The organism is Desertihabitans aurantiacus (genome assembly GCF_003344635.1).
GTDB classification, from domain to species: domain Bacteria; phylum Actinomycetota; class Actinomycetes; order Propionibacteriales; family Propionibacteriaceae; genus Desertihabitans; species Desertihabitans aurantiacus.
The window spans coordinates 1-20,302 of the sequence record NZ_QPKK01000030.1 but is presented as its reverse complement, the minus strand read 5'-3'; the positions used below and the strand labels follow the sequence as shown (position 1 = coordinate 20,302).

22 protein-coding genes, 1 tRNA gene and 1 pseudogene are annotated in these 20,302 nt (G+C 73.2%); 14 read left to right on the top strand and 10 right to left on the bottom strand.

Annotation, left to right across the window (positions count from 1 at the left end; all coding sequences use genetic code 11):
- Nucleotides 1-1,396: SWIM zinc finger family protein (locus DVA66_RS21525; RefSeq protein WP_232821755.1), on the bottom strand; the 1,396-nt coding region annotated here is incomplete at its 3' end.
- Between the two features lie 69 nt (nucleotides 1,397-1,465).
- On the opposite strand from DVA66_RS21525, the gene DVA66_RS21520 reads away from it, so the two are divergent.
- The 5 genes from DVA66_RS21520 to DVA66_RS04495 all read left to right on the top strand — a co-directional run bounded on the left by DVA66_RS21520 (nucleotide 1,466) and on the right by DVA66_RS04495 (nucleotide 6,368).
- A complete protein-coding gene (locus DVA66_RS21520) occupies nucleotides 1,466-2,647 on the top strand; it encodes a 5-(carboxyamino)imidazole ribonucleotide synthase (RefSeq protein ID WP_269801590.1) in 1,182 nt (393 codons plus the stop codon).
- Nucleotides 2,640-3,149 (top strand): 5-(carboxyamino)imidazole ribonucleotide mutase, encoded by a 510-nt coding sequence (gene purE / locus DVA66_RS04510; RefSeq protein WP_114127802.1) that lies wholly within the window; start codon nucleotides 2,640-2,642, stop codon nucleotides 3,147-3,149. The genes DVA66_RS21520 and purE overlap by 8 nt, the downstream gene beginning before the upstream one ends.
- Before the next feature lie 220 nt (nucleotides 3,150-3,369).
- Complete coding sequence (gene tdh / locus DVA66_RS04505) at nucleotides 3,370-4,395, top strand: L-threonine 3-dehydrogenase (protein WP_114558982.1); 1,026 nt, start codon at nucleotides 3,370-3,372, stop codon at nucleotides 4,393-4,395.
- 40 nt (nucleotides 4,396-4,435) lie between these two features.
- Nucleotides 4,436-5,611: a glycine C-acetyltransferase gene (locus DVA66_RS04500; protein ID WP_114558984.1), complete on the top strand. Its 1,176-nt coding sequence runs from the start codon at nucleotides 4,436-4,438 to the stop codon at nucleotides 5,609-5,611.
- Entirely contained in the window at nucleotides 5,598-6,368 is a 771-nt protein-coding gene (locus DVA66_RS04495) for a DedA family protein (protein WP_114558981.1), read from the top strand. Before DVA66_RS04500 ends, DVA66_RS04495 begins: the two co-directional genes overlap by 14 nt.
- Before the next feature lie 133 nt (nucleotides 6,369-6,501).
- On the opposite strand, the gene DVA66_RS04490 is transcribed toward DVA66_RS04495, so the two are convergent.
- The 4 genes from DVA66_RS04490 to DVA66_RS04475 are packed head-to-tail and all read right to left on the bottom strand — an operon-like array spanning nucleotide 6,502 to nucleotide 10,169.
- Nucleotides 6,502-7,515 carry a glycine betaine ABC transporter substrate-binding protein gene (locus DVA66_RS04490; protein ID WP_232821754.1) on the bottom strand — a complete coding sequence of 338 codons (1,014 nt, stop codon included), beginning with the start codon at nucleotides 7,513-7,515 and terminating at the stop codon, nucleotides 6,502-6,504.
- A 2-nt stretch (nucleotides 7,516-7,517) separates the two neighbouring features.
- Nucleotides 7,518-8,333, bottom strand: coding sequence for an ABC transporter permease (locus DVA66_RS04485; RefSeq protein WP_114558979.1), 816 nt, complete (start codon nucleotides 8,331-8,333; stop codon nucleotides 7,518-7,520).
- The gene (locus DVA66_RS04480) at nucleotides 8,323-9,528 is read right to left on the bottom strand and encodes an ABC transporter ATP-binding protein (RefSeq protein ID WP_114558978.1); all 1,206 of its coding nucleotides are present in this window, start codon (nucleotides 9,526-9,528) and stop codon (nucleotides 8,323-8,325) included. The genes DVA66_RS04485 and DVA66_RS04480 overlap by 11 nt, the downstream gene beginning before the upstream one ends.
- A complete protein-coding gene (locus tag DVA66_RS04475) occupies nucleotides 9,528-10,169 on the bottom strand; it encodes an ABC transporter permease (protein ID WP_114558977.1) in 642 nt (213 codons plus the stop codon). Before DVA66_RS04475 ends, DVA66_RS04480 begins: the two co-directional genes overlap by 1 nt.
- 152 nt (nucleotides 10,170-10,321) lie before the next feature.
- Between DVA66_RS04475 and DVA66_RS04470 the strand changes: the two genes are divergently transcribed.
- From DVA66_RS04470 to DVA66_RS04455, 4 genes are all read left to right on the top strand, one after another.
- Nucleotides 10,322-11,275, top strand: coding sequence for a hypothetical protein (locus DVA66_RS04470; protein WP_114558976.1), 954 nt, complete (start codon nucleotides 10,322-10,324; stop codon nucleotides 11,273-11,275).
- Between the two features lie 23 nt (nucleotides 11,276-11,298).
- On the top strand, nucleotides 11,299-12,177 hold the full coding sequence (locus tag DVA66_RS04465; protein WP_114558975.1) for a dihydrodipicolinate synthase family protein: 879 nt from the start codon (nucleotides 11,299-11,301) through the stop codon (nucleotides 12,175-12,177).
- Between the two features lie 7 nt (nucleotides 12,178-12,184).
- Nucleotides 12,185-12,257: transfer RNA gene (locus tag DVA66_RS04460), tRNA-Thr, on the top strand.
- Between the two features lie 285 nt (nucleotides 12,258-12,542).
- Complete coding sequence (locus DVA66_RS04455) at nucleotides 12,543-13,490, top strand: alpha/beta hydrolase family protein (RefSeq protein ID WP_114558974.1); 948 nt, start codon at nucleotides 12,543-12,545, stop codon at nucleotides 13,488-13,490.
- Between the two features lie 77 nt (nucleotides 13,491-13,567).
- Here the strand turns inward: DVA66_RS04455 and DVA66_RS04450 are convergent, their stop codons facing one another.
- Complete coding sequence (locus DVA66_RS04450; protein ID WP_114558973.1) at nucleotides 13,568-14,071, bottom strand: hypothetical protein; 504 nt, start codon at nucleotides 14,069-14,071, stop codon at nucleotides 13,568-13,570.
- 270 nt (nucleotides 14,072-14,341) lie between these two features.
- Here DVA66_RS04450 and DVA66_RS21885 point away from each other — a divergent pair, with 270 nt between their 5' ends.
- Both DVA66_RS21885 and DVA66_RS04440 read left to right on the top strand, forming a co-directional pair.
- Nucleotides 14,342-14,629, top strand: coding sequence for a tyrosine-type recombinase/integrase (locus DVA66_RS21885; RefSeq protein ID WP_198671479.1), 288 nt, complete (start codon nucleotides 14,342-14,344; stop codon nucleotides 14,627-14,629).
- Between the two features lie 188 nt (nucleotides 14,630-14,817).
- The gene (locus DVA66_RS04440) at nucleotides 14,818-15,585 is read left to right on the top strand and encodes a D-Ala-D-Ala carboxypeptidase family metallohydrolase (RefSeq protein ID WP_114558971.1); all 768 of its coding nucleotides are present in this window, start codon (nucleotides 14,818-14,820) and stop codon (nucleotides 15,583-15,585) included.
- Nucleotides 15,586-15,647: 62 nt separating this feature from the next.
- On the opposite strand, the gene DVA66_RS04435 is transcribed toward DVA66_RS04440, so the two are convergent.
- Nucleotides 15,648-15,920, bottom strand: coding sequence for a hypothetical protein (locus DVA66_RS04435; RefSeq protein WP_114558970.1), 273 nt, complete (start codon nucleotides 15,918-15,920; stop codon nucleotides 15,648-15,650).
- Nucleotides 15,917-16,345, bottom strand: coding sequence for a hypothetical protein (locus DVA66_RS04430; RefSeq protein WP_114558969.1), 429 nt, complete (start codon nucleotides 16,343-16,345; stop codon nucleotides 15,917-15,919). The genes DVA66_RS04435 and DVA66_RS04430 overlap by 4 nt, the downstream gene beginning before the upstream one ends.
- Before the next feature lie 154 nt (nucleotides 16,346-16,499).
- Between DVA66_RS04430 and DVA66_RS04425 the strand changes: the two genes are divergently transcribed.
- The 3 genes from DVA66_RS04425 (at nucleotide 16,500) to DVA66_RS04415 (ending at nucleotide 19,000) form a co-directional block, all read left to right on the top strand.
- Entirely contained in the window at nucleotides 16,500-17,660 is a 1,161-nt protein-coding gene (locus DVA66_RS04425) for a sensor histidine kinase (RefSeq protein WP_114558968.1), read from the top strand.
- On the top strand, nucleotides 17,657-18,322 hold the full coding sequence (locus tag DVA66_RS04420) for a response regulator (RefSeq protein WP_114558967.1): 666 nt from the start codon (nucleotides 17,657-17,659) through the stop codon (nucleotides 18,320-18,322). The genes DVA66_RS04425 and DVA66_RS04420 overlap by 4 nt, the downstream gene beginning before the upstream one ends.
- A 105-nt stretch (nucleotides 18,323-18,427) precedes the next feature.
- The gene (locus tag DVA66_RS04415; protein WP_114558966.1) at nucleotides 18,428-19,000 is read left to right on the top strand and encodes a dihydrofolate reductase family protein; all 573 of its coding nucleotides are present in this window, start codon (nucleotides 18,428-18,430) and stop codon (nucleotides 18,998-19,000) included.
- Here the strand turns inward: DVA66_RS04415 and DVA66_RS04410 are convergent.
- Together DVA66_RS04410 and DVA66_RS04405 are read right to left on the bottom strand one after the other, a co-directional pair.
- Nucleotides 18,935-19,690 (bottom strand): helix-turn-helix domain-containing protein, encoded by a 756-nt coding sequence (locus tag DVA66_RS04410; protein ID WP_114558965.1) that lies wholly within the window; start codon nucleotides 19,688-19,690, stop codon nucleotides 18,935-18,937. The two genes, DVA66_RS04415 and DVA66_RS04410, sit on opposite strands and share 66 nt — an antisense overlap.
- A 3-nt stretch (nucleotides 19,691-19,693) precedes the next feature.
- Nucleotides 19,694-20,302: pseudogene (locus DVA66_RS04405) on the bottom strand (hypothetical protein); the annotation flags it as partial.

Below are 20,302 nucleotides of genomic sequence, written 5' to 3'. Positions count from 1 at the left end.
GGCGGCGGGCGGCCAGCGTCCCGGGCCCGTGCTGGCCGACCCCGAGCAGCACCGCCAGCTCCTCGTCGAGGTCGAGCGCGTCGAGCAGCTCCCGCTCCCGGCGCGGGTCGCGCTGGCCGCGGCCCACGTCGCGGTCGTCGACCGGCAGATCGCGCGGGTGGCCGTCGCCGACGTCGTAGACCCAGCGCCAGGCCAGCTCCGCGCTGGCGTCCTCGTGCCAGGTGAGCTGCCCGCGCAGCCGGATCACGGCCTGGTCGGGCAGCGGCACCGACCCGTCGCGAGAGCGCACCTCGACCGTGCTGCGCAGCCGCGGCAGGTAGTCGGCGAGGAGGTCGTCGACACCCTCGGCCGGGACCAGCAGCGGACGGTGCTGGACGACGTGGGTGCGCACCGACCGCGGCACCGGCCGGGTCAGCGGGGCCAGCGTGATCGTGGTGCCCGACCCGTCCTCGCGCCACAGCGCCACCCCGTGCGCCGGCTCGCCGATGAAGCCGACGTCGGCGGCCTGGTGGTGGTGCGACCCGCAGGTCGCCCCCGGGCGCACCTCGACCCCGCCCTCGCGGGTGCTGAGGTCGAGCTCGAGGGAGGCCGGCTGGTCGGCCACCTCGACAGTGGTGCGGCGCTCGGAGCACACCCACGGCACCCCGGCCTCGCGGATCCGCTCCAGCAGCGGCCACAGCGCCGGCCCGGCCGCATGCAGGTCGGCGGTGTCCGAGCCCGGGCTCCAGTAGGGCTGGCTGCCCTGCAGCACCACCTGCAGCTCCCGGAACAGCTGCAGGTGGTGGGGGTCGTAGCGCTCCTGGGTGCTGTGCTCGACCGCGGCCAGCTCGCGCCAGGAGAGCCCGCTGCGCACCCAGCGTCCCGACCGCCCGCGCCGGGTCAGCCGGACCGCCAGCCGGGGACGTCCGGAGGCCCGGGTGGCGAACACCCTGGCCCGCTGCTGCTGGGCATTGGGCAGCACCACCATCAGCGCCACCGGGGTCACCTCGGGCGGTGGGCCGGGCTCCTCGTCGCGCTCGTCCACCCCGTCCAGCAGCTCCTCCAGCGCCGAGCGCCAGGACGGCAGCGACGTGTTGCGGGCCGCCTCGACGACCGTGGCGACGGTGTGCTTGCACGACCAGCGCACGGGGCAGGTGCAGCGGGCGTCCACCTCGACCGGGGACCACACCGCCCGGGCCGCCAGGTGCGCGGGCAGCTCGGTGAAGCTGACCGCGGTGCGGTAGCCGACCGCACCCTGCACCGTGCCGCTGACCTGCAGGTGGTCGGGACGCTCCTGGCGCACCTCGCTGCGGGTCACCCGACCGGCGCGGGCGTACTCCAGACCGCGGCGCACCGACTCGGGCTCGGCCCAGTCGTGGAGGGCCTCGGGCTCGGCGAGGGCGGGCAACGACAGCACGGGGACGACCGTACGCGGCGGCTCCGACGGTTTCGGCCGCGCCGGCGTGGTCGGTTAGGCTCCCGGCTCGTGACCCCTGCTCCCGCCCGTCCGTTCGTCGTCGGCATCATCGGCGGCGGTCAGCTGGCCCGGATGATGCACCAGGCCGCCATCGGGCTGGGCGTGCGCACCCGGCTGCTGGCCGAGGGCGCGGACGTCTCGGCCGCCCAGGTGGTCGCCGACGTCACGGTGGGCGACTACACCGACCCGGAGACCGTGCGCGCCTTCGCCGCCGGCTGCGACGTCATCACCTTCGACCACGAGCACGTTCCGACCGGGATCCTGCAGCGGCTGGAGGCCGACGGGGTCGCCGTGCGGCCCGGCCCGGCCGCGCTGGTGCACGCCCAGGACAAGGCGGTGATGCGGGAGCGGCTGACCGCCTCCGGCGCTCCCTGCCCGGTCTTCGAGGTGGTCCCCGACGCTGACGCGCTGCGCGCCTTCGGCCAGCGGACCGGCTGGCCGGTCATCGCCAAGACCTCCCGCGGCGGCTACGACGGCAAGGGCGTGTGGAAGCTGGACGGCCCCGAGCAGGCCGAGGTGCCCTTCACGGCCCTTCGACAGGCTCAGGGCGCTGCCTCGGGCGAGGTCCGGATCGTCGCGGAGGAGTTCGTCGACTTCGCCCGCGAGCTGAGCGCGCTGGTGGTGCGCTCGCCCTCGGGGCAGGCAGTGGCCTACCCGGTGAGCGAGACGGTGCAGCGCGACGGTGTCTGCGTCGAGACCACCACGCCCGCCCCCGGGCTGACCGAGGAGCAGGCGACCGCCGCCCAGCACCTGGCCCTGAGCCTGGCCGCCGAGCTGGAGGTGGTGGGTCTGCTGGCGGTGGAGCTGATGCAGCGCCGCGACGGCTCGGTGGTGGTCAACGAGCTGGCGATGCGCCCGCACAACACCGGCCACTGGAGCATCGACGGCGCGCACACCTCGCAGTTCGAGAACCACCTGCGCGCCGTCCTCGACCTGCCGCTCGGCGACCCCACCGCCCGCCAGCCCTGGACGGTGATGGGCAACGTGCTCGGCGGCACCGAGGAGGACCTGCCCTCGGCGCTGCTGCACTGCTTCGCCCGCGACCGCCGGCTCCGCGCCCACCTCTACGGCAAGGAGGTCAAGCCGGGCCGCAAGGTCGGCCACGTGACCACCTTCGGCCGCGACCTCGACGACGTCCGCCGCCGCGCCCGGCACGCCGCCGGATACCTGATGGGAGACCCCGATGCCTGAGCCGACCGCCGGACGTCCCCGCGTCGCGATCCTGATGGGGTCGGACTCGGACTGGCCCACCATGGAGGCCGCGGCCACCGCGCTGGAGGAGTTCGACGTCCCCTGCACCGCCGACGTCGTCTCCGCCCACCGGATGCCCGAGGCGATGGTGCGCTACGGCCGCGAGGCGCACACCCGCGGGATCGAGGTGATCATCGCCGGGGCCGGCGGAGCGGCCCACCTGCCGGGGATGCTCGCCGCGCTGACCCCGCTGCCGGTGATCGGCGTCCCGGTGCCGCTGAAGCACCTGGACGGGATGGACTCGCTGCTGTCGATCGTGCAGATGCCCACCGGCGTCCCGGTGGCCACCGTCGCCATCGGCAACGCCCGCAACGCCGGGCTGCTGGCCGTGCGCATCCTGGCCGCTGGCGACCCCGCGCTGACCGAGCGGGTGCTGACGTTCCAGGACGAGCTGCGCCAGGCCGCCGAGGCGAAGGGGGCCCGGGTCCGCGAGCGCGGCTGACACCACACCCGGCTCCTGCCGGGGTGCCGGCGCCGGGACGACCACGCTGCTGCCCCCGCTGACCCTTCCTGGGCGGGGCCTCATCCAGGCCGCCTGCCGCCGGCGCGACGCCGGCCTCGGGGCCTCGTCGACGACCTCGGCGGTCCGACCGGATGACCGGTGACGGTCCCGGTCGCTACCTTTGCGCCGGGACGTCGTCGGCACGGGGAGATCACGCAGCATGTTGGCCCTGGTCAAGACCCAGGCCGGACCCGGTCTGGAGCTCCTCGACGTGCCGGTCCCCGAGCCCGGCCCGTCCGACGTGCTGATCCGGGTGGCGAGCACCGGCATCTGCGGCACCGACCTGCACATCGAGTCCTGGGACGCCTGGGCCGCGGCCCGGGTCGCACCCGGGCGGGTCGTCGGCCACGAGTTCTCCGGGAAGGTGGTCGAGGTCGGCTCGGCGGTCACCGACGTCCACGTCGACGACGTCGTCAGCGGCGAGGGCCACCTGGTCTGCGGACGCTGCCGGGCCTGCCGCGCGGGCCGGCGCCACCTGTGCATCAACACCATCGGGATCGGGGTGCAGGCCGACGGCTGCTTCGCCGAGTACGTGGTGCTGCCGGCCAGCAACGTGTGGGTGCACCGCCAACCGGTCGACCTGGACGTCGCCGCGATCTTCGACCCCTTCGGCAACGCCGTGCACACCGCGCTGACCTTCCCCTGCCTGGGCGAGGACGTGCTGGTCACCGGGGCCGGCCCGATCGGGCTGATGGCGGCGATGGTGGTCCGCCACGCCGGCGCGCGGAACGTGGTCGTCACCGACCTGTCGGAGCGGCGGCTCGCGCTGGCCGAGCAGCTCGGCGCGACGCTGGCGGTGGACGTCCGGACGTCCTCGGCCGCGGAGGCGCAGCAGACGCTGGGGATGCGGGAGGGCTTCGACGTCGGGCTGGAGATGTCGGGCAGCGCCGCCGCCCTGCAGGACATGATCGCCTCGATGACCCACGGCGGCCGGATCGCCGCCCTCGGGCTGCCCGCCGGCGACGTCCGCATCGACATGGCCACGGTGGTGCTCAACATGCTCACCATCAAGGGCATCTACGGCCGGGAGATGTTCGAGACCTGGTACGCGATGGACGTCCTCACCCAGGCCGGGCTCGACATCTCCGGCGTCATCACCGACCGGTTCGACCACACCGAGCACGAGGCCGCCTTCGCCACCGCACGCGACGGCGGCAGCGGCAAGGTCGTGATGAGGTGGGGATGATGGGCCCAGCGACGGACGAGAGGTGACGATGTACACCGCGATGAAGGAGCACCTGCGGGGCGAGCTGGAGCAGCTCAGCGCCGACGGGCTGTACAAGGTGGAGGTGCCGCTGGTCAGCCCGCAGTCGGCCCAGATCGCCGTCCCCGACGGTGCTGGCCGTCGCGAGGTGGTCAACCTCTGCGCCAACAACTACCTGGGGCTGGCCGACCACGCCGAGCTGGTCGCCGCCGCCGGACAGGCGCTGGAGGAGTGGGGCTTCGGGATGGCCTCGGTGCGCTTCATCTGCGGCACCACCACCCTGCACACCGAGCTGGAGGCGACCATCAGCCGCTTCCTCCGCACCGAGGCGACGATCCTCTACTCCTCCTGCTTCGACGCCAACGCCGGGCTGTTCGAGACCCTGCTCGGCCCGCAGGACGCGATCATCTCCGACGAGCTCAACCACGCCTCGATCATCGACGGCGTCCGGCTCTGCAAGGCCTCGCGGTTCCGCTACCAGAACCGCGACATGGCCGACCTCGAGGCCCAGCTGGAGGCGGCCGCCGGGGCCCGTTTCCGGCTCATCGCCACCGACGGCGTCTTCTCGATGGACGGCTACCTCGCCCCGCTGGACGAGATCTGCGACCTGGCCGAGCGCCACGACGCGATGGTGATGGTCGACGACTCCCACGCGGTCGGCTTCACCGGGCCGACCGGGGCCGGCACCCCGGAGCTGTTCGGCGTCCAGGACCGCGTCGACATCGTCACCGGCACCCTGGGCAAGGCGCTCGGCGGGGCCTCGGGCGGCTTCACCTCCGCCCGCGCCGAGATCGTGGAGGTGCTGCGGCAGCGTTCGCGTCCCTACCTGTTCTCCAACTCCGTCGCACCCTCGATCGTGGCCGCGGGGCTGGCGGCGTTCCGGCTGCTGGAGTCGTCGGGGGAGCTGCTGGAGCGGTTGCGCGAGAACACCGCCTACTTCCGGGGGGCGCTGGCCGAACGCGGTTTCGAGGTGCCCGAGTCCGACCACCCCATCGTCCCGGTGATGGTCGGCGAGGCCGCCCGCGCCGTGGCGATGGCCGACGTGATGCTGGCCGAGGGCGTCTACGTCCGCGCGTTCAGCTACCCGGTGGTGCCGAAGGGCCGGGCCCGGATCCGCACCCAGATGTCGGCCGCGCACAGCCGCGCCGACCTGGACAAGGCGATCGCCGCGTTCGAGGTGGCCCGTGAGCGCGTCTGAGCCGGAGGGTCCCGAGAAGGAGTGGTGGGACGACCCGCGGATGCCCTGGAAGGGCAGGCCCGGGAGGTGGGACCTCGTCTGCTGGTTCGGGATCGTCGTGATGGGGATCTACAGCCTCGTCATGCTGCCGCTGCGGGCCTACCTCGTGGTGGCCAACCCGGTGCTGCAGGCCGCGCTCACCGGCAGCCGCTCCGCGCTGGTGGTGCTCGGGGTGGTCGACCACCCGCTGTGGGTGCTGGGGCTGGTGCTCGGCATCCTCTCGCTGCTGAAGTTCGACTGGATCTTCTTCCTCGCCGGACGGCTGTGGGGCCAGGGGCTGATCGACCTGCTGCTGGAGGGACGGGGCAAGCGGGCCCGGCGCAGCGCCGAGCGGGCCGAGGCGCTGGCCCGCCGCTACGGGGTGCTGGCGCTGGTGGTCGCGTTCCTCCCGCTCCCGCTGCCGCGGACGATCATCGTGGCGGCCGTGGCCATCGCGGGGATGCGTTGGCGCACCTACTGGATCGTCAGCATCCTCTGCTCGATCGTGCTGCAGTGCGGCTGGGTCACCCTCGGCTTCGCCCTCGGTGAGCCGGCCCGGGTGGTCGTGGAGGCCTACGCCGACATCTCGCTGTGGATCGCCCTGGGTCTGATCGGCGTGGTCTTCGTCACCGCGATCCTCCGCTCGCGCCGCAAGCAGGGCCAGCACGCGGAGCCGGCCGAGGAGGACGCCGACACCCCGCCTGCACCCGGACGCACTGACCCGACCTCAACGCCCTGAGCCCACCCCGACGCCCTGAGCCACCCCGACGCCCTGAGCCACCCCGACGCCCTGAGCCTGTCGAAGGGCGATCGCCCGCCCACGCTTCGACAGGCTCAGCGCGCTGTGATCGGGCTGGTTGCCGACGACCGCGTCACGCCGAGGGGGTGATGAATCCCTCCGCGACCAGCCACTCGTAGGCGACGTCGGCGGGGTCGCGGCCCTCGACGTCGACCTGGGCGTTGAGCTCGAGCATCACCTCGTCGGTCAGCTTCTCCGTCACGGGGGTGAGGAGCTGCTCGATCTGCGGGTGCTCGGCCAGCAGGTCCTGCTGCACCACGGCGGAGAGGTTGTAGTTGGGGAAGAACTTCTTGTCGTCCTCCAGCACCTCCAGGTCGAGGGCGACGATCCGGCCGTCGGTGGTGAACACCTCGCCGAAGGTGCACTCGCCGTTGGCGGTGGCGGCGTAGATGGCGCCGGTGTCGAAGATCTTGATGTTGTCCTCCGGCACCTCCGTGCCCACCGGGACGCCGTAGGTCTCCAGCATCGGGCGCAGGCCGTCGTTGCGGCTGTTGAACTCCGACTCCACGCAGAAGGTGCGCTCCTCGACCGGCACCTCGGCCATGTCGGAGAGGGTGCTGATCCCGTACTCCTCGACCGTCTCCTGGGTGACCGCCATGCTGTAGGTGTTGTTCATCGGCGCCGGTTCGAGCCACGTCAGCCCGTTCTCGCGGTCGCGTTCGGCCACCGCCCGGTACTGCTCCTGCTCGTCGGGGATCGGTTCGGTCTCACCCATGTAGGCGATCCAGGCCGTCCCGGTGTACTCGAAGACCATGTCGAGCTCGCCGGAGACCTGGGCCTGACGGGTGGTGGAGCTGCCGGGGATGTTGGTGAGGTCCTGCACGTCCGCGCCGGCGGAGGCGAACAGGATGACGGCCATCTTGCCGACCACCAGCTGCTCGGTGAAGTTCTTCGAGCCCACCGCGATCTGGGCCCCCTCCAGCGGAGGGACCCCGGCCAGCGGCCCGTCCAGCTCGCCGCTGGAGACGAACCCACCGGCGGTGCCCAGCCCGCACCCGCTGAGACCCAGGGTCAGGCTGGTGGCCAGCGCCAGCGCACCGCGGCGCAGCCGTCCGGCCCGGGTGGCGGAGGTCGCTGCTGTCGTCAAGGTCATCGCATGCCTTTCGGGGTGGCCACCAGCTCGAGCACGCGACCGGCCCAGTCGACCAGCAGGGCGAGCACGGCGATCAGCAGGCCACCGCTGATCAGGACGGAGTTGCGGAACAGGTACAGGCCGGTGGTGATCACCGAGCCGAGCCCGCCGGCGTTGATGAAGGTGGCGAACGCGGCCGTCCCCACCGCCAGGACCAGGGCGGTGCGGACGCCGGCCATGATCACCGGCAGCGCGAGCGGCAGCTCGATCCGGCCGAGCACGCTCCAGCGCGACATGCCCATGCCGCGGGCCGCCTCCACCAGCGTCTGGTCCACGCCCTGCAGGCCGACGATCGTGTTCTGGAGCACCGGCAGGAAGGCGTAGAGGGACAGCGCCAGCACCGCGACCGGGACGCCGAAGCCCAGCCACATGGCCAGCAGGATGAGGATGCCGATGGCCGGCGCCGCCTGGCCGAAGTTCGCCACCGTGACGACCGCCGGCGCGGCCCGTCGGGCGGCGGGACGGGTGAGCGCGATGCCCAGCGGGATGGCGGTGAGGACCACCGCAGCGGCCGAGAGCGCGGTCAGCAGCAGGTGCTCACCGAACAGCTGCACGAGGAGCCCCCACGCCAGCGAGCGGGCCTCGATGTCGTCGAGTTCGGCCGTGGCCCGCCAGACCGCCCACCCGCCGAGCAGCACGGCGCACAGCGCCGGCAGCCCGAGCAGCAGCCCGAGGTCGTCGCGGCTGACCCGACGGCTCGAGCGGGACCGCTCGCCCTGCGGCGCGGTGGGGGTGTCGGTCGGCGGGGCCGGGGTCGCGGTGTCACTGCTCATCGGCGTCCTCCTGGGCCTGCCGGGCCGCCTCGTTGCGGGCGGTGATCAGCGCGGTGACGGCCTCGAACGTCGCCACCCCGACGTACTGGTCGCGGCGGCCGGTGACGATGACGCCGGCGTAGGCGGAGACGAGCATCGTGTCCAGCGCGTCGTTGAGGGTGGCGCGGTGGTCGATCTGGTGCAGGTCGCGGGCCTCGTCGACGGGGGCGGGCACGGTCTCGCCGGTCAGCGCCCTGATGTTGACCCAGTCGACCGGCCGACGGCGCTGGTCGAGGACGACCACGGACTTCTGGCGCGCCGCCCGGGCCCGCTCCAGGACGGGACCGACGGGTTCGCCCACCGTGGCGGTCGTCCACTCGGTCAGCTCGACCTCCTCGACCCGGGTCAGCGACAGCGACTTGAGCGCCGAGCCGCTGCCGACGAAGTCCTCGACGAACTCGTTGGCAGGGGCCGACAGGATCGCCTCGGGGGTGTCGTACTGGGCGATCTGGGCGTGCTCCTGCAGGATGAGGATCCGGTCGCCGAGCTTGATCGCCTCGTCGATGTCGTGGGTGACGCAGACGATCGTCTTCTTCAGCTCGGACTGGATGCTCATCAGCTCGTCCTGCAACCGCTGCCGGGTGATCGGGTCGACCGCGCCGAAGGGCTCGTCCATGAGGATCACCGGCGGGTCGGCGGCGAGCCCGCGGGCCACCCCCACGCGCTGCTGCTGACCGCCGGAGAGCTCGCGCGGGAACCGGTCGCGGTAGCGGACCGGGTCGAGACCGACCAGGTCGAGCAGCTCCTCCACCCGGTCGGTGATGCGCTTCTTGTCCCAGCGCAGCAGACCGGGCACCAGGGCGATGTTCTGGGCCACGGTCATGTGCGGGAACAGCGACCCGCCCTGGATGACGTAGCCGACCTGGCGCCGCAGGTCGTCGGGGTCCTGGCTGCGGACGTCCTTGCCGCCGATGGTGATCGTGCCCGAGGTGGGGTCGATCAGCCGGTTGATCATCTTCAGCGAGGTGGTCTTGCCGCAGCCGGACGGGCCGACGAACATGACGATCTGGCCGGCGGGGATGGTCAGCGAGAGCGAGTCGACCGCCGGCTTGCCCTGCGCGGAGTAGCTCTTGGTGACCTGGTCGAAGACGATCTCGGCCCCGCTGACGGACTCGGGGCCCGCGTCGGTCGTCGGGGTGGGCTCGGTGGTCGTCATCAGGCGCTGATCCCTCTCGAAATGGTGAACCGTCCCAGCACCCGCAGCAGCAGGTCGAGCAGCAGGGCGAGGACGACGATGGCGATGGTGGCGGTCAGGGCGTAGTTCACGGCGTTCTGGCCGCCGATCTGGGCCAGGCCGGTGAAGATCCACCCGCCCAGACCGGGGCCGAGGGCGTAGGCGGCGATCGCGGCCACGCCCATCGACATCTGGGTGGAGACCCGCAGGCCGGCGAGGATCACCGGCCAGGCCAACGGCAGCTGGACCCGCAGGAAGGTGAGCAACGGGTTCATCCCCATGCCGCGGGCCGACTCCAGCAGGTTGCCCGAGACCCCCTCCAGCCCGACCACGGCGTTGCGCAGGATCGGCAGCGCGGCGTAGAACGTCACCACCGCGACCGAGGGCAGGGTGCCGATGCCGACGACGGGGAGCATCAGGCCGAGCAGCGCCAGCGACGGCACCGTCAGCCCGACCGAGCTGACGAAGTTGGCCACCGGCTTCAGCCGGGGGACGGTGGTGACGAGCAGGGCGACAGCGACGGCGATCACCGTGGCGAGCAGCACGCACTGGACCACCAGGCTGACGTGTTGGAACGACCGGTACGCCAGGTCCGGGGCGCGGTCGAGGACGAACTCGAGCACACGGGCTCCTCTCCTCAGGGCCCCACTACCCAAACGCAGGCACCTGAACGATGCAAATGTTGATCACCGTTGCATCACGTTCCGCGCCCGGGCCTCGCGACGGCCGCCGACACCTGCTAGACGCGACCCGGAGCGGCGGTAGCGTCGCGGCCGTGCCCTCGGAGCGAGCCCTGCTGACCGCGTTCTTCCGCTCGGTCGACATCGGTGACGTGGTGGCGCTGCCACCGAGCGGCCGGCTCGACCAGTCCGAGGGGCACGACGAGGCGCGGGCCGAGGCGGCGCGGCGGGGGATCGAACGGCCGCACTGGCTGTTCTGGCACACCCAGGCCGCGGCCGCCTTCGACGCCGACGGCCAGCTCACCGGCCCGCTGCGGATCAACTGGGGCGGCGACCACGCCCGCGTCGCGGAGGTGCTGAGCCGGCTGCCAGAACCCTTCGAGGTGACCAGCCACGGGCCGGACGGGGTCTTCGAGATCACCAGCCGGGCGGTCGCGGACCGGGCCGGCGAACCGTTCCCCGACGTCACCGACACCGCGGCGGTCAAGGCCCGGATCGCGCTCGTCACCGCACGTCCGGCCGAGCAGCGAACCGAGGCCGAGTGGGCCTGGCTGAACGAGGTGATGGTCGGCGGCGACGTCGCCGCGCAGGGCTACGTGGTGCGCTGGCTGGTCGACCCGGACCGGCTGACCGACGAGGCGCTGGAGGCCCTGCTGGCGCGCTGGCCGCAGATCTACAGCGCCGCACCGAAGGACGTCCTGGTGTGGCGGTTCCTCACCGCGCTGCACCGGCGCGGCCACCCGGCGCTGGAGGACGTCGTCGCCACCAGCGTGCGGCGGCGGGGCTGGACCTTCCAGTCCGGGGTGGCGCACTTCCTCGCCGAGCTCGGCGACCCCGACCGGCTGCCGACGCTGTACCAGCTGGCGCTGACGCCGGGCCGCTCCGCGCACACCCCGGGCAACGGGGCCGCGCTCGACGGCTGGCTGCGGATCCGCGCGGCGTCGGAGGGCCGTGAGCTGCGGGATGTGGCCGCCGAGGCGCTCACGGATCCGGCCTTCGACCCCGCCGCCCGGCGCCGGCTGCAGCGGGTGGTCGACCGCGGCTGGTGAACGGGTCGGGGCAGGATGGGGTGATGGGACCGCCTGTGGTGATCAGCGCGCTGCCGACCCCGTTCGACACCGACCTCGAGGTGGACGAGCCGGCATTCCGCGAGCTGCTGCGGCGGCTCCCGGAACCGCACCGCGACGTCCTGGTCGCGGGGACGACGGGGGAGTTCCCGGCGCTGAGCGACGCGGAGCGGGTGCGCCTGTTCGGGGTGGCCGCCGAGGAGCTGGGCCCGGACCGGGTGGTCGCCCACGTCGGCGCGGGCAGCCTCTCCCAGGCGCTCGCGCTGACCGTCGCCGCGGCCGAGCTGGGTCTGACGCGGCTCGCCCTGCTCACGCCGTACTACCTGCCGGTCGAGGAGCAGCAGGTGGTCGACTACGTCGGGGAGTTCAGCGCCCGGCAGCCGGGTCTGGCGACGTATGCCTACCTCTTCCCCGAGCGGACCGGCGCCACCGTGTCGCCGGCCGGACTGGCCACCATCAGCGGCCTCGAGCACGTGCGCGGGGTGAAGGTGTCGGGCTCGGCCAACGACCACCTGGCCGGCTACCGGGCCGCCCTGCGTGCGGACCAGGAGCTGTACACCGGCGACGACCGTCGCCTCCTCACCATCACCGGCGTCGGCGGTACGGGCGTCGTCTCCGGCTGCTTCCCGGTGCTGCCGCAGCCCTTCCTCGACGCCCTCCAGCAGCCCGGGGGCGCCGCCGCGCAGGCGTCCGTCGACCGGGTGGTGGACGTCCTCGGCCCCTCGATCGCCCGGCAGAAGCTCGCCCTGGCCAGGCAGACCGGCCGGCCGTGGCGGGCGCGGATGTCGATGCCGGCGCTCGGCGACGAGGTCGGTCAGGAGATCGAGGCGCTGGTCGACAGTGGTTTCCGGGTGTCGTCGGGCGGCCGACGTCCGGCACAATGACCGGGTTGCCTCCGTAGCTCAGCTGGTAGAGCAGCTGTCTTGTAAACAGCAGGTCGCGGGTTCGAATCCTGTCGGGGGCTCGACTGTTTCGCCTAGTCAGAGTCGCGTTGAGCCGCCGTAGCAGTGCGTTGAGCGGTGGGGAGCGGTGTGGCCCGTCGTGGCTGGCGGGCTCTGTGGTTGTGCGGACTGCCCGGACCCCCAGCCGGTCATGTGGCCCAGAATGTGGCCCAAGATGACGGGTCTGCCGTGGGTCGGCCAGGCAGTTGGCGGAGCCGCTCTCCGCCGCGACTCGACCGCGGCCGGAGCGTGTCGGGGCGCAGACTCAAGCGACGCTCGCGGGTGGTCCGCCGCTACAGTCTGCCGCCATGAGCAGCCCGCCGACGGTCGTCAAGCTGGAGGACTTCACCCACCACCCCGACCTGCCGTTCCACTTGGTGCCCGACGTTCACGACTGGCAGCCGCCCAGTGAGCTGGGTGTGACCAAGTACCGCTCCCCGGTCGGACGCGGCGCCGACCTTGAGGCGCTGCTGCTGAACCAGGGGTCTGAGGTGTTGCTCGTCAGCCTCCACGGTGCGACGAACCGCGAGACGGTCACGTTGCCCCGATTCGAGCGGCTGCGAACTTTCCGCGGCATGCCCTACAGCAGTCTCTACTTCGCCGACCCGGCGCTGCAGCTCGATGAGGGGCTGACGCTGGCCTGGTACACGGGCTGGGAGGATCTGCCGCTGCCGGACATCTTGGCGGATTGGGTGAGCCGCGCCGCTGCAGCCGTCGGCGCCCGGAAGGTGGTGTTCATGGGCGGCTCGGGCGGCGGTTTCGCCTGCCTGCAGGTGTCGCCCCGTGTGCCGGGCAGCGTGGCGATCCCGATCAACCCGCAGACGGCAATCCCGCGGTACGTGCCCGGCGGCAGTTGGCGGCCTGCCCGCAACTACATCCGCACGGTCATGCCGCATCTGACCCCTCCGGAAGGTCTTGAGGCGATCACGACGGAGTGGGGTGATCCGGCGGGGGACCGGCTGAACGTGGTGGAGCGCTACCGCACTCCGCAGCCGAACCGGGTGCTCTACGTGCAGAACCTCAACGACCACACCCACATCGGGGACCACTACGAATTGTTCCGCCGGGCAGTGGCGGAGGCCGGTGTTGAGGGGGAGCGGGTGAGGTACTTCGAGTACGACGGCCCGCACCGGCACGCTGTGCCGGACTGGGAGCTGACCTCTGGGGTGTTGCGGCAGGCGCTGGCCTGGCTGGACGAGCCGGGGCGCAGCCGCTCTTCTGGTCCGGACGAGGTTGCCGACCTGCAGCCAGCCTGACAACGACGAACGGCCCCCGACTCCTCGCGTAGAGGAGCCGGGGGCCGTTGTCTGCCCATCACCGTGGGCTCCGGCTCTCACCCGTGCGTGGATGGCCGGCGGTTGGGGTGCTCAGGTGTGGACGTCGGCCCGACCCAGTCAGCACCCGGGACGCGGGTCCAGTGCAGCCGGGGGAGGACGTCAACCTCGATGGTGGCCGGGTCGCTGGTGCCGTCGGCCGTGGTGGCGGTGGCGGTGATCTCGACCGTTGTCCCGGGTGGCATGGCAGAGGGGGCGGTGAACGTGCGCGAGTTGCCGCTACCACCGAGGGTGGCGTCCGGGCTGGTCCACGTCCAGGAGGTGGCCGCGCCGCCGCCTGCGAGCGAGCCGGTGACGGTGACCGGAGTGCCGGGCTCGACTGGCTCGGCCGGGCGGCTCAGCTCGACAACGGGCGCGGCAGCCGGGTACGGGCCGACCCACCCCGAATCCTGCGGCCCCCACTGGGCGTCGCGGATCTCCTGGGTGGTGAGGCCGTGGGTGGTCTGCGCGGTGCCGAACCGGTACGCGGGGCGCCGACCATGGTGCGGCTCTGAGCGGGGCACTCGTAGATGAGGGTGTCGTCGGGCTGGCTGACCCGGTACTGGATGGCGCCCGTGCCGCCGCCAGGGTCCGGGGCGTAGGCCAGCTCCCACAGGTACAGCCCGCCGGGTGTGAGCGGGTCGGGGGCTTGGGTGGCGGTGACGCCGGTGCTGCCGCTGACGATCCGCGGGCGGTAGTTCGTCGAGCAGAGCGCCGGCCGCGGCCCGGGCGAGCCGCTGCTGATTACCCACGCTGGCGGCCCGTGGCGGCTGTTGTCGTGGAAGCGGATCTCGGTGGGGGAGAGGGACCGGCCAGGCGCCCGTCAGCGGGCCGGGCTGCCGGACGTTCGGACCCACGACCTGCGGCACACAGCGGCGTCGTGGATGGTCGAGTCAGGCGCCAACGTCAAGGCCGTGCAGATCGCGCTCGGGCACCAGACCGCGACGATGACCCTGGATCTGTACGGGCACCTGATGGGTGACGGGCTCGACGCGGTCGGCGATCGGATGGACAGGCTGACGGGGCAGCGCGCTGGCCCCCAATGTGGCACCAGAGTGGCCCTGGCGGGACGTTTCCCCTAGTCAGCGCCCGAGGGCTGCCCATACTGTAAACAGCAGGTCGCGGGTTCGAATCCTGTCGGGGGCTCTCAGGTGACAGCTGGCCGACCGGTTCGGACGACAGTCGGCGGACCCTGGACACCCAGCAGCGGACCTCCCTAGGGTCGGTGACGTCCCGCCCGACACACCCCCCTCTGGAAGGCTGGTTGACCATGTCCGTGACCCCTGCCCCCACCTCCCCGACCCGGTCCCGCGCCGCGCAGCGGCTGGTGACCGCCCTGCTCGCCGTCCTGCTCTCCTTCGGCACCGTGGGCCTGGTGGCCCCGACCGAGGCGCAGGCCTACAGCTGGTCGCGCACGCTGCGCGAGGGCTCCTCCGGTGCCGACGTCCGCGAGCTGCAGATCCGCGTGGCCGGCTGGGCCGCCGACGGCCCCTCCCGCACCCACGTGGCCGTCGACGGTGCCTTCGGCCCCGGCACCAGGGCCGCGGTGATCCGCTTCCAGCGCGCCTACGGCCTCGCCGCGGACGGTGTGGTCGGCCCCGACACCCAGCGCGCGTTGAACGCGCTGGAGGACGCCGACGGCTCCACCCGCAACTTCAACTTCTCCGAGTTCCACTCCAAGGACGGCGCCGGGTTCAGCGGCGGCCGGGTCGGCGCGGCCGAGGTCAAGGAGAACGTGCGGCGGCTGATGTACAAGCTCGAGGCCGTCCGCAAGAAGTCCGGCGACCGACCCATCACCATCAACAGCGGCTTCCGCAGCATCCGCCACAACAGCAGCGTCGGCGGGGCCTCCAACAGCCAGCACATGTACGGCATCGCCGCCGACATCGTCGTCAGTGGACGCTCGGTCAGCCAGACCATCGGCTACGCGCAGAGCTCCGGCTTCTCCGGGATCATCCGCTACAGCACCTTCACCCACGTCGACAGCCGCGCGGAGTACCCGGCCTACGGGTCGGCCAGCTACTACTGGGCCGTCTGAGCCCACGGCCCGCACGCCCCGCCCGCGTCCCCGATGGGACGCGAGGCGGGGCGTGTCCGGGCTCATCCCTGGTGGCGGGCCCGCCGGTCGACCACCAGCGCCACCGCGACGCCGAGCACCGACAGCACGGGCAGCAGCGCCCCGAGCAGCAGGCCCGCCTCGGGCCGGACGCCCGGCGCACCGTCCTCGAGCAGGCCCTGGGCGAGGACGTCCTGCAGCACCAGGGCGGCGAGGAAGCCGCCGACCAGACCCAGCGCGGCGACCCCGGTGGTGCGCCAGGGGCCACTCGGCCGCCCGCGCCCGTCCTCGCCGTCGGGTCCGGTCGTCCCGCTCACCGGTCAGCCCGCCCCGCCGGCTCGCGTCGACCGGTGCGGACCCGCTGCAGCAGCAGGGCGAGCGCACCGCCGACCAGACCCCAGCCGGCGCCGACCAGCAGCACCGGGATGATGGCGAGCGGCATCGCCAGCGGTCCCTGCAGCTCGCCGGTGAGCAGCGGCGACAGGACGGCGCTGAGCAGGATGGACAGCACCGCGTAGGCCACCCCGGCGAGCACCAGCGTGAGCAGCGGGTGCGGCACCCGCGACAGGCCGACCACCGCGACCCAGACCGCGGTCACCACCACCGTCAGCACGACCGGCAGCGCCGGACCGGGGGACAGCCCCAGCTGGTCGGTCACGATGCGGGTGACCGGACGGATCAGGGCGAACGCGCCGAGGGCGACGACGAGGGGCCAGCTGATGGCCCGCAGGGAGTGCTTCATGGACGTCGACGCTAGGCGGCCGGCCACGGCGGCGGATCCGCTCAGCGGCGCGAGCGGCACCGTCGCTCGACGACCACCCGCTACGTCGAGGAGCGACCCCGGACGCACCCGTCGACGGCTGCGCCACCGGCCGGGGCGTCCCTACGCTGAGGCCATGACCCGCCGGACGCCGACCCTCGCGGCCGCGCCCTGGGCGCCCGACGCGGTGCTGGCGGTCCTGCTCGCCGCCGCGCTGGCGCTGGTCATGGCGACCACGGACGGCGGCACCCGCCCGCCGGATCTGCGCGCCTACGCCTTCGCCGTCGGTCTCGGGTCGCTGCTGCTGCTGCGCCGGCGGCTGCCGCGCACGGTGCTCGTGCTGACGACCCTGGCCACCTTCGCCTACTACACCTTCGACTACCCGCCGATCGGGGTCGCGCTGCCGGTGCTCGCCGCGCTGTTCTCCGCCGCCGAGCGGGGGCTGGTGCTCTGGCCGGTCGGCACCGCGGTGGTGGTGCTCACCGTCGCCACCGCCTTCCGCATCCGTGACGACGACGTCCCCCTCGGGACGCTGCTGGGGTACGAGTCGATCGCCAACGTGGCGTTGTTCGCCGCCGCGGTCGTCGTCGGCCACCTGGTGCGGTCTCGCCGGCTGGCGACCGAGCAGCGGGCCCGGATCGCCGAGCTGACCGAGGCCCAGCTCCGCCGCGAGACCGAGCTGCAGGTGCGGGCCGAACGCGAACGGATCTCCCGCGAGCTGCACGACACCGTCGGCCACACCCTCTCGGTGATCAGCCTGCAGGCCGGCGTCGCCGAGGAGGCGGTCGGCCACGACGACGCGGCCGCGGCCCAGGCGGTCGGACGGATCCGGGAGGCCAGCCGGGCCTCGCTGGCCGAGCTGCGCTCGCTGGTGCGGCTGCTGCGCCGCAGCGAGGAGGACGGCGACCGGTTGCTCTCGCTGGCCGCGGTCGGTGACCTCACCGAGGCCGCAGCGGCGACCGGGCTGGACGTCCGCACCCGGGTGACGGTGCCCGACGGCGCCCTGTCGCCCACGGTCGACGCCGCCGCGTACCGCGTCGTGCAGGAGTCGCTCACCAACATCATCCGCCACGCCCGCGCCGCGCACGCCGAGGTGCGCGCGGAGGTGGTCGACGGCCGTCTGCTGGTGCGGGTCAGCGACGACGGCAACGGCCCGGTGGCCGGCACCGACACCGGCGCCGGGCTGCTGGGCATGACCGAACGGGTGCGGCTCCTCGGCGGGACGCTCAGCGCCGCCGGCGAGCCGGGGAAGGGGTTCACGGTGGAGGCACGGATGCCGACGAGGATCGACCGGTGATCCGGGTGGTGCTGGTCGACGACCAGGAGCTGGTCCGCACCGGGCTGCGGGCGCTCGCCGAGCGCGACGGCGACATCACCGTCGTCGGGGAGGCCGACAACGGGCGCTCCGGGCTCGGCCTCGTCCGCCAGCTCAGACCCGACGTGGTGCTGATGGACCTGCGGATGCCCCAGCTCGACGGCATCGCCGCCACCCGCAGCATCACCGCCGACCCGGCGCTGGCCGACGTCCGGGTGGTCGTCCTCACCACCTTCGACGGCGACGAAGAGATCGCCGCGGCCATCGAGGCCGGCGCGGCGGGCTACCTGCTCAAGGACATCGGGCCGGCCGACCTGCGTGCTGCGATCCGCACCGTGCACGCGGGTGAGGCGCTGCTCTCGCCCGCGGTGACCCGCAAGGTGCTGGCCACCTTCGTCGCCCGCACGCCGCGGCGGTTGCGGCCGGAGCTCGTGGCGGCGCTCACCCCGCGCGAGCGGGAGGTGCTCGCCCGCGTCGGGCTGGGGGAGTCCAACGACGAGATCGGACGCTCGCTGCACCTCAGCCCCGCCACCGCGCGCACCTACGTCGGCCGGCTGCTCACCCGGTTGGGCGCCCGCGACCGCGCCCAGCTGGTCGTGCTGGCCTACGAGTCCGGGCTCGTCACCCCCGGCCTGGACGGCTGATCACGGCGTGTCGTTTTCGTCCACGACAACGCAGGACGTCCGTCCCTAGGGTCGGGTCCGGAGCGCGGGGCAGGGTGTCCGGCACCGGGGACGAGGAGGATCGGCATGGCACGGGAGCTGGTGTGGACGGGGTTCGTGACGCTGGACGGCGTGATGGACTCGCCGGGTGGCCGGCAGGAGGGCCACCCCGGTGGCGGCTGGGTCTTCCACACGGAGTTCGACCCCGAGGCGTTCGCGCTCAAGGGCGAGGAGCTGGAGGAGACCAGCGCGCTGATGTTCGGCCGCCGCAGCTACGAGGCGTTCGCGTCGGTGTGGCCGGGCTCGGAGGACCACGCCGCCTACCGCGACCTGCCCAAGTACGTCGTCTCCAGCACCCTGCAGCCCGACGCGCTGGTCGAGGGCTGGGGTGAGCAGCAGATCCTGCGCAGCACCGAGGACGTCGCCGCGCTGAAGCAGGGCGAGGGCGGGGCGGTGTTCATGCACGGCAGCGGCGAGCTGGCGCTGCGGCTGGCCGAGGCCGGTCTGGTCGACCGCTACAACCTGCTGGTCTTCCCGGTGCTGCTCGGCGAGGGCAGGACGGTCTTCAGCCGGGTGCAGCGCGAGCAGCGGCTCTCACTGCGCGAGTCGGCCGCCTACGGCAACGGCGTCATCAAGGCGGTCTACGACGTCGTCCGCTGACGTCTGCAGCGCGATCGCACCGCCAGCCCCCGCCCGCAGCTGGCCGGCGGTGCGGCCCACGTAGCGGCGCAACGCCCGCGCGAGGTGCGGCTCGTCGTAGTAGCCGCACATCTCGACCACCGACGCCGCCGGACGTCCGGCCGCGAGCAGCTCCGCCGCCACCCGGGCCCGCCGGATCTGCTCGACCGCCCCTCGGGTGAGCCCCGTCGCGGCGCGGAAGCGGCGCTCCACCGTCCGGGTCGTCGCCGGCCCACCGCGGCCGTCCAGCACCGAAGCCACCACCGGGTCACGGCCCAGGACGCCGTCGCGCACCAGCCGCGCGACCAGCGCCTCGGCGTCGTCCGCCCCCGGCGTCTCGTAGCGGGCGCCGTCGAGGCGGAAGCTCCGGGCCGCGGTGTCGGGCAGCCGCACACCGGAGTCGAGCAGCGCCGGCGTCGGCAGCATCCGCAGCGACGTCCCGACCGCCAGCTGGATGCCGACGAAGTCCGCGCCGGCCGGCACAGGGGCGGCACCGGTGCGGCTCTCCGGGCCGGTGACCGCCGCCGCGACCACTCCGTCCTGGCGCCAGAACACCAGCCCGCAGGTCTCGGTCGCGACCGAGGTCATGGTGGCGATGTCGTCGCTGCGGCTGGTCCACACCGAGTCGACCCACGGCGAGTCCGAGGCCCGCGACCAGAGCTGCAGCCCCATCGCTCAGCGGTTGCTCAGCACCGTGGAGGCGGCGATCTTGAGGGTGCCCTCCTCCTCGACCAGCTCGAAGGCGGTCGGCTCCACCAGCACCCGGCCGTCGTCGTAGTAGTAGGTGAGGGTGGCCTGCGCCTCATCGGGCGGGGACGCCGTCACGTCGCTGGCCTCGACCCGGTCGATGTCGTCCCAGAAGTCCTCGTAGGCCTCCCGGCCGCCGGCGTGGTCGCTCTGGTAGCTCGATGTCATCCGCGGCCAGGCCGCGTCGGTGTCGTCGGGCATCAGCGCGTAGTAGTCGGTGATCGCCGCGGTCAGCTGGTCCTCGGTCGGCGACCCGTCCTGCTCCTCGCTGGGCGACGGCGACGGCGAGGACCCCTGCTCCGACCGGTCCTCCCCGCCCGACCCGTCGTCGGCGGGCGGGGCGCTGCTGGTGTCCTCCGACGGCGCCGGCTCGGCCTCCCCGGTGGGGTCGGTGGGGGCCGACGGTGCCGAGGTGTCCGGGCGGCCGGTCGCCGTGCCCGGTTCCTGGCCGATGAGCCGGGGCAGCAGCACCGCACCCAGCACCACCGCCGCCACCAGCACGGCGGCCAGCGCCACCAGCCCGCCGCGGCGGCGACG

Bases quoted from the DNA above. Each gene is read 5' to 3' on its own strand.
- purE (WP_114127802.1), top strand. From the start codon at position 2,640: ATGCCTGAGCCGACCGCCGGACGTCCCCGCGTCGCGATCCTGATGGGG.
- tdh (WP_114558982.1), top strand. From the start codon at position 3,370: ATGTTGGCCCTGGTCAAGACCCAGGCCGGACCCGGTCTGGAGCTCCTC.
- DVA66_RS04500 (WP_114558984.1), top strand. From the start codon at position 4,436: ATGAAGGAGCACCTGCGGGGCGAGCTGGAGCAGCTCAGCGCCGACGGG.
- DVA66_RS04485 (WP_114558979.1), bottom strand. From the start codon at position 8,333: ATGAGCAGTGACACCGCGACCCCGGCCCCGCCGACCGACACCCCCACC.
- DVA66_RS04480 (WP_114558978.1), bottom strand. From the start codon at position 9,528: ATGACGACCACCGAGCCCACCCCGACGACCGACGCGGGCCCCGAGTCC.
- DVA66_RS04465 (WP_114558975.1), top strand. From the start codon at position 11,299: ATGGGACCGCCTGTGGTGATCAGCGCGCTGCCGACCCCGTTCGACACC.
- DVA66_RS04455 (WP_114558974.1), top strand. From the start codon at position 12,543: ATGAGCAGCCCGCCGACGGTCGTCAAGCTGGAGGACTTCACCCACCAC.
- DVA66_RS04440 (WP_114558971.1), top strand. From the start codon at position 14,818: ATGTCCGTGACCCCTGCCCCCACCTCCCCGACCCGGTCCCGCGCCGCG.
- DVA66_RS04430 (WP_114558969.1), bottom strand. From the start codon at position 16,345: ATGAAGCACTCCCTGCGGGCCATCAGCTGGCCCCTCGTCGTCGCCCTC.
- DVA66_RS04425 (WP_114558968.1), top strand. From the start codon at position 16,500: ATGACCCGCCGGACGCCGACCCTCGCGGCCGCGCCCTGGGCGCCCGAC.
- DVA66_RS04415 (WP_114558966.1), top strand. From the start codon at position 18,428: ATGGCACGGGAGCTGGTGTGGACGGGGTTCGTGACGCTGGACGGCGTG.
- DVA66_RS04410 (WP_114558965.1), bottom strand. From the start codon at position 19,690: ATGGGGCTGCAGCTCTGGTCGCGGGCCTCGGACTCGCCGTGGGTCGAC.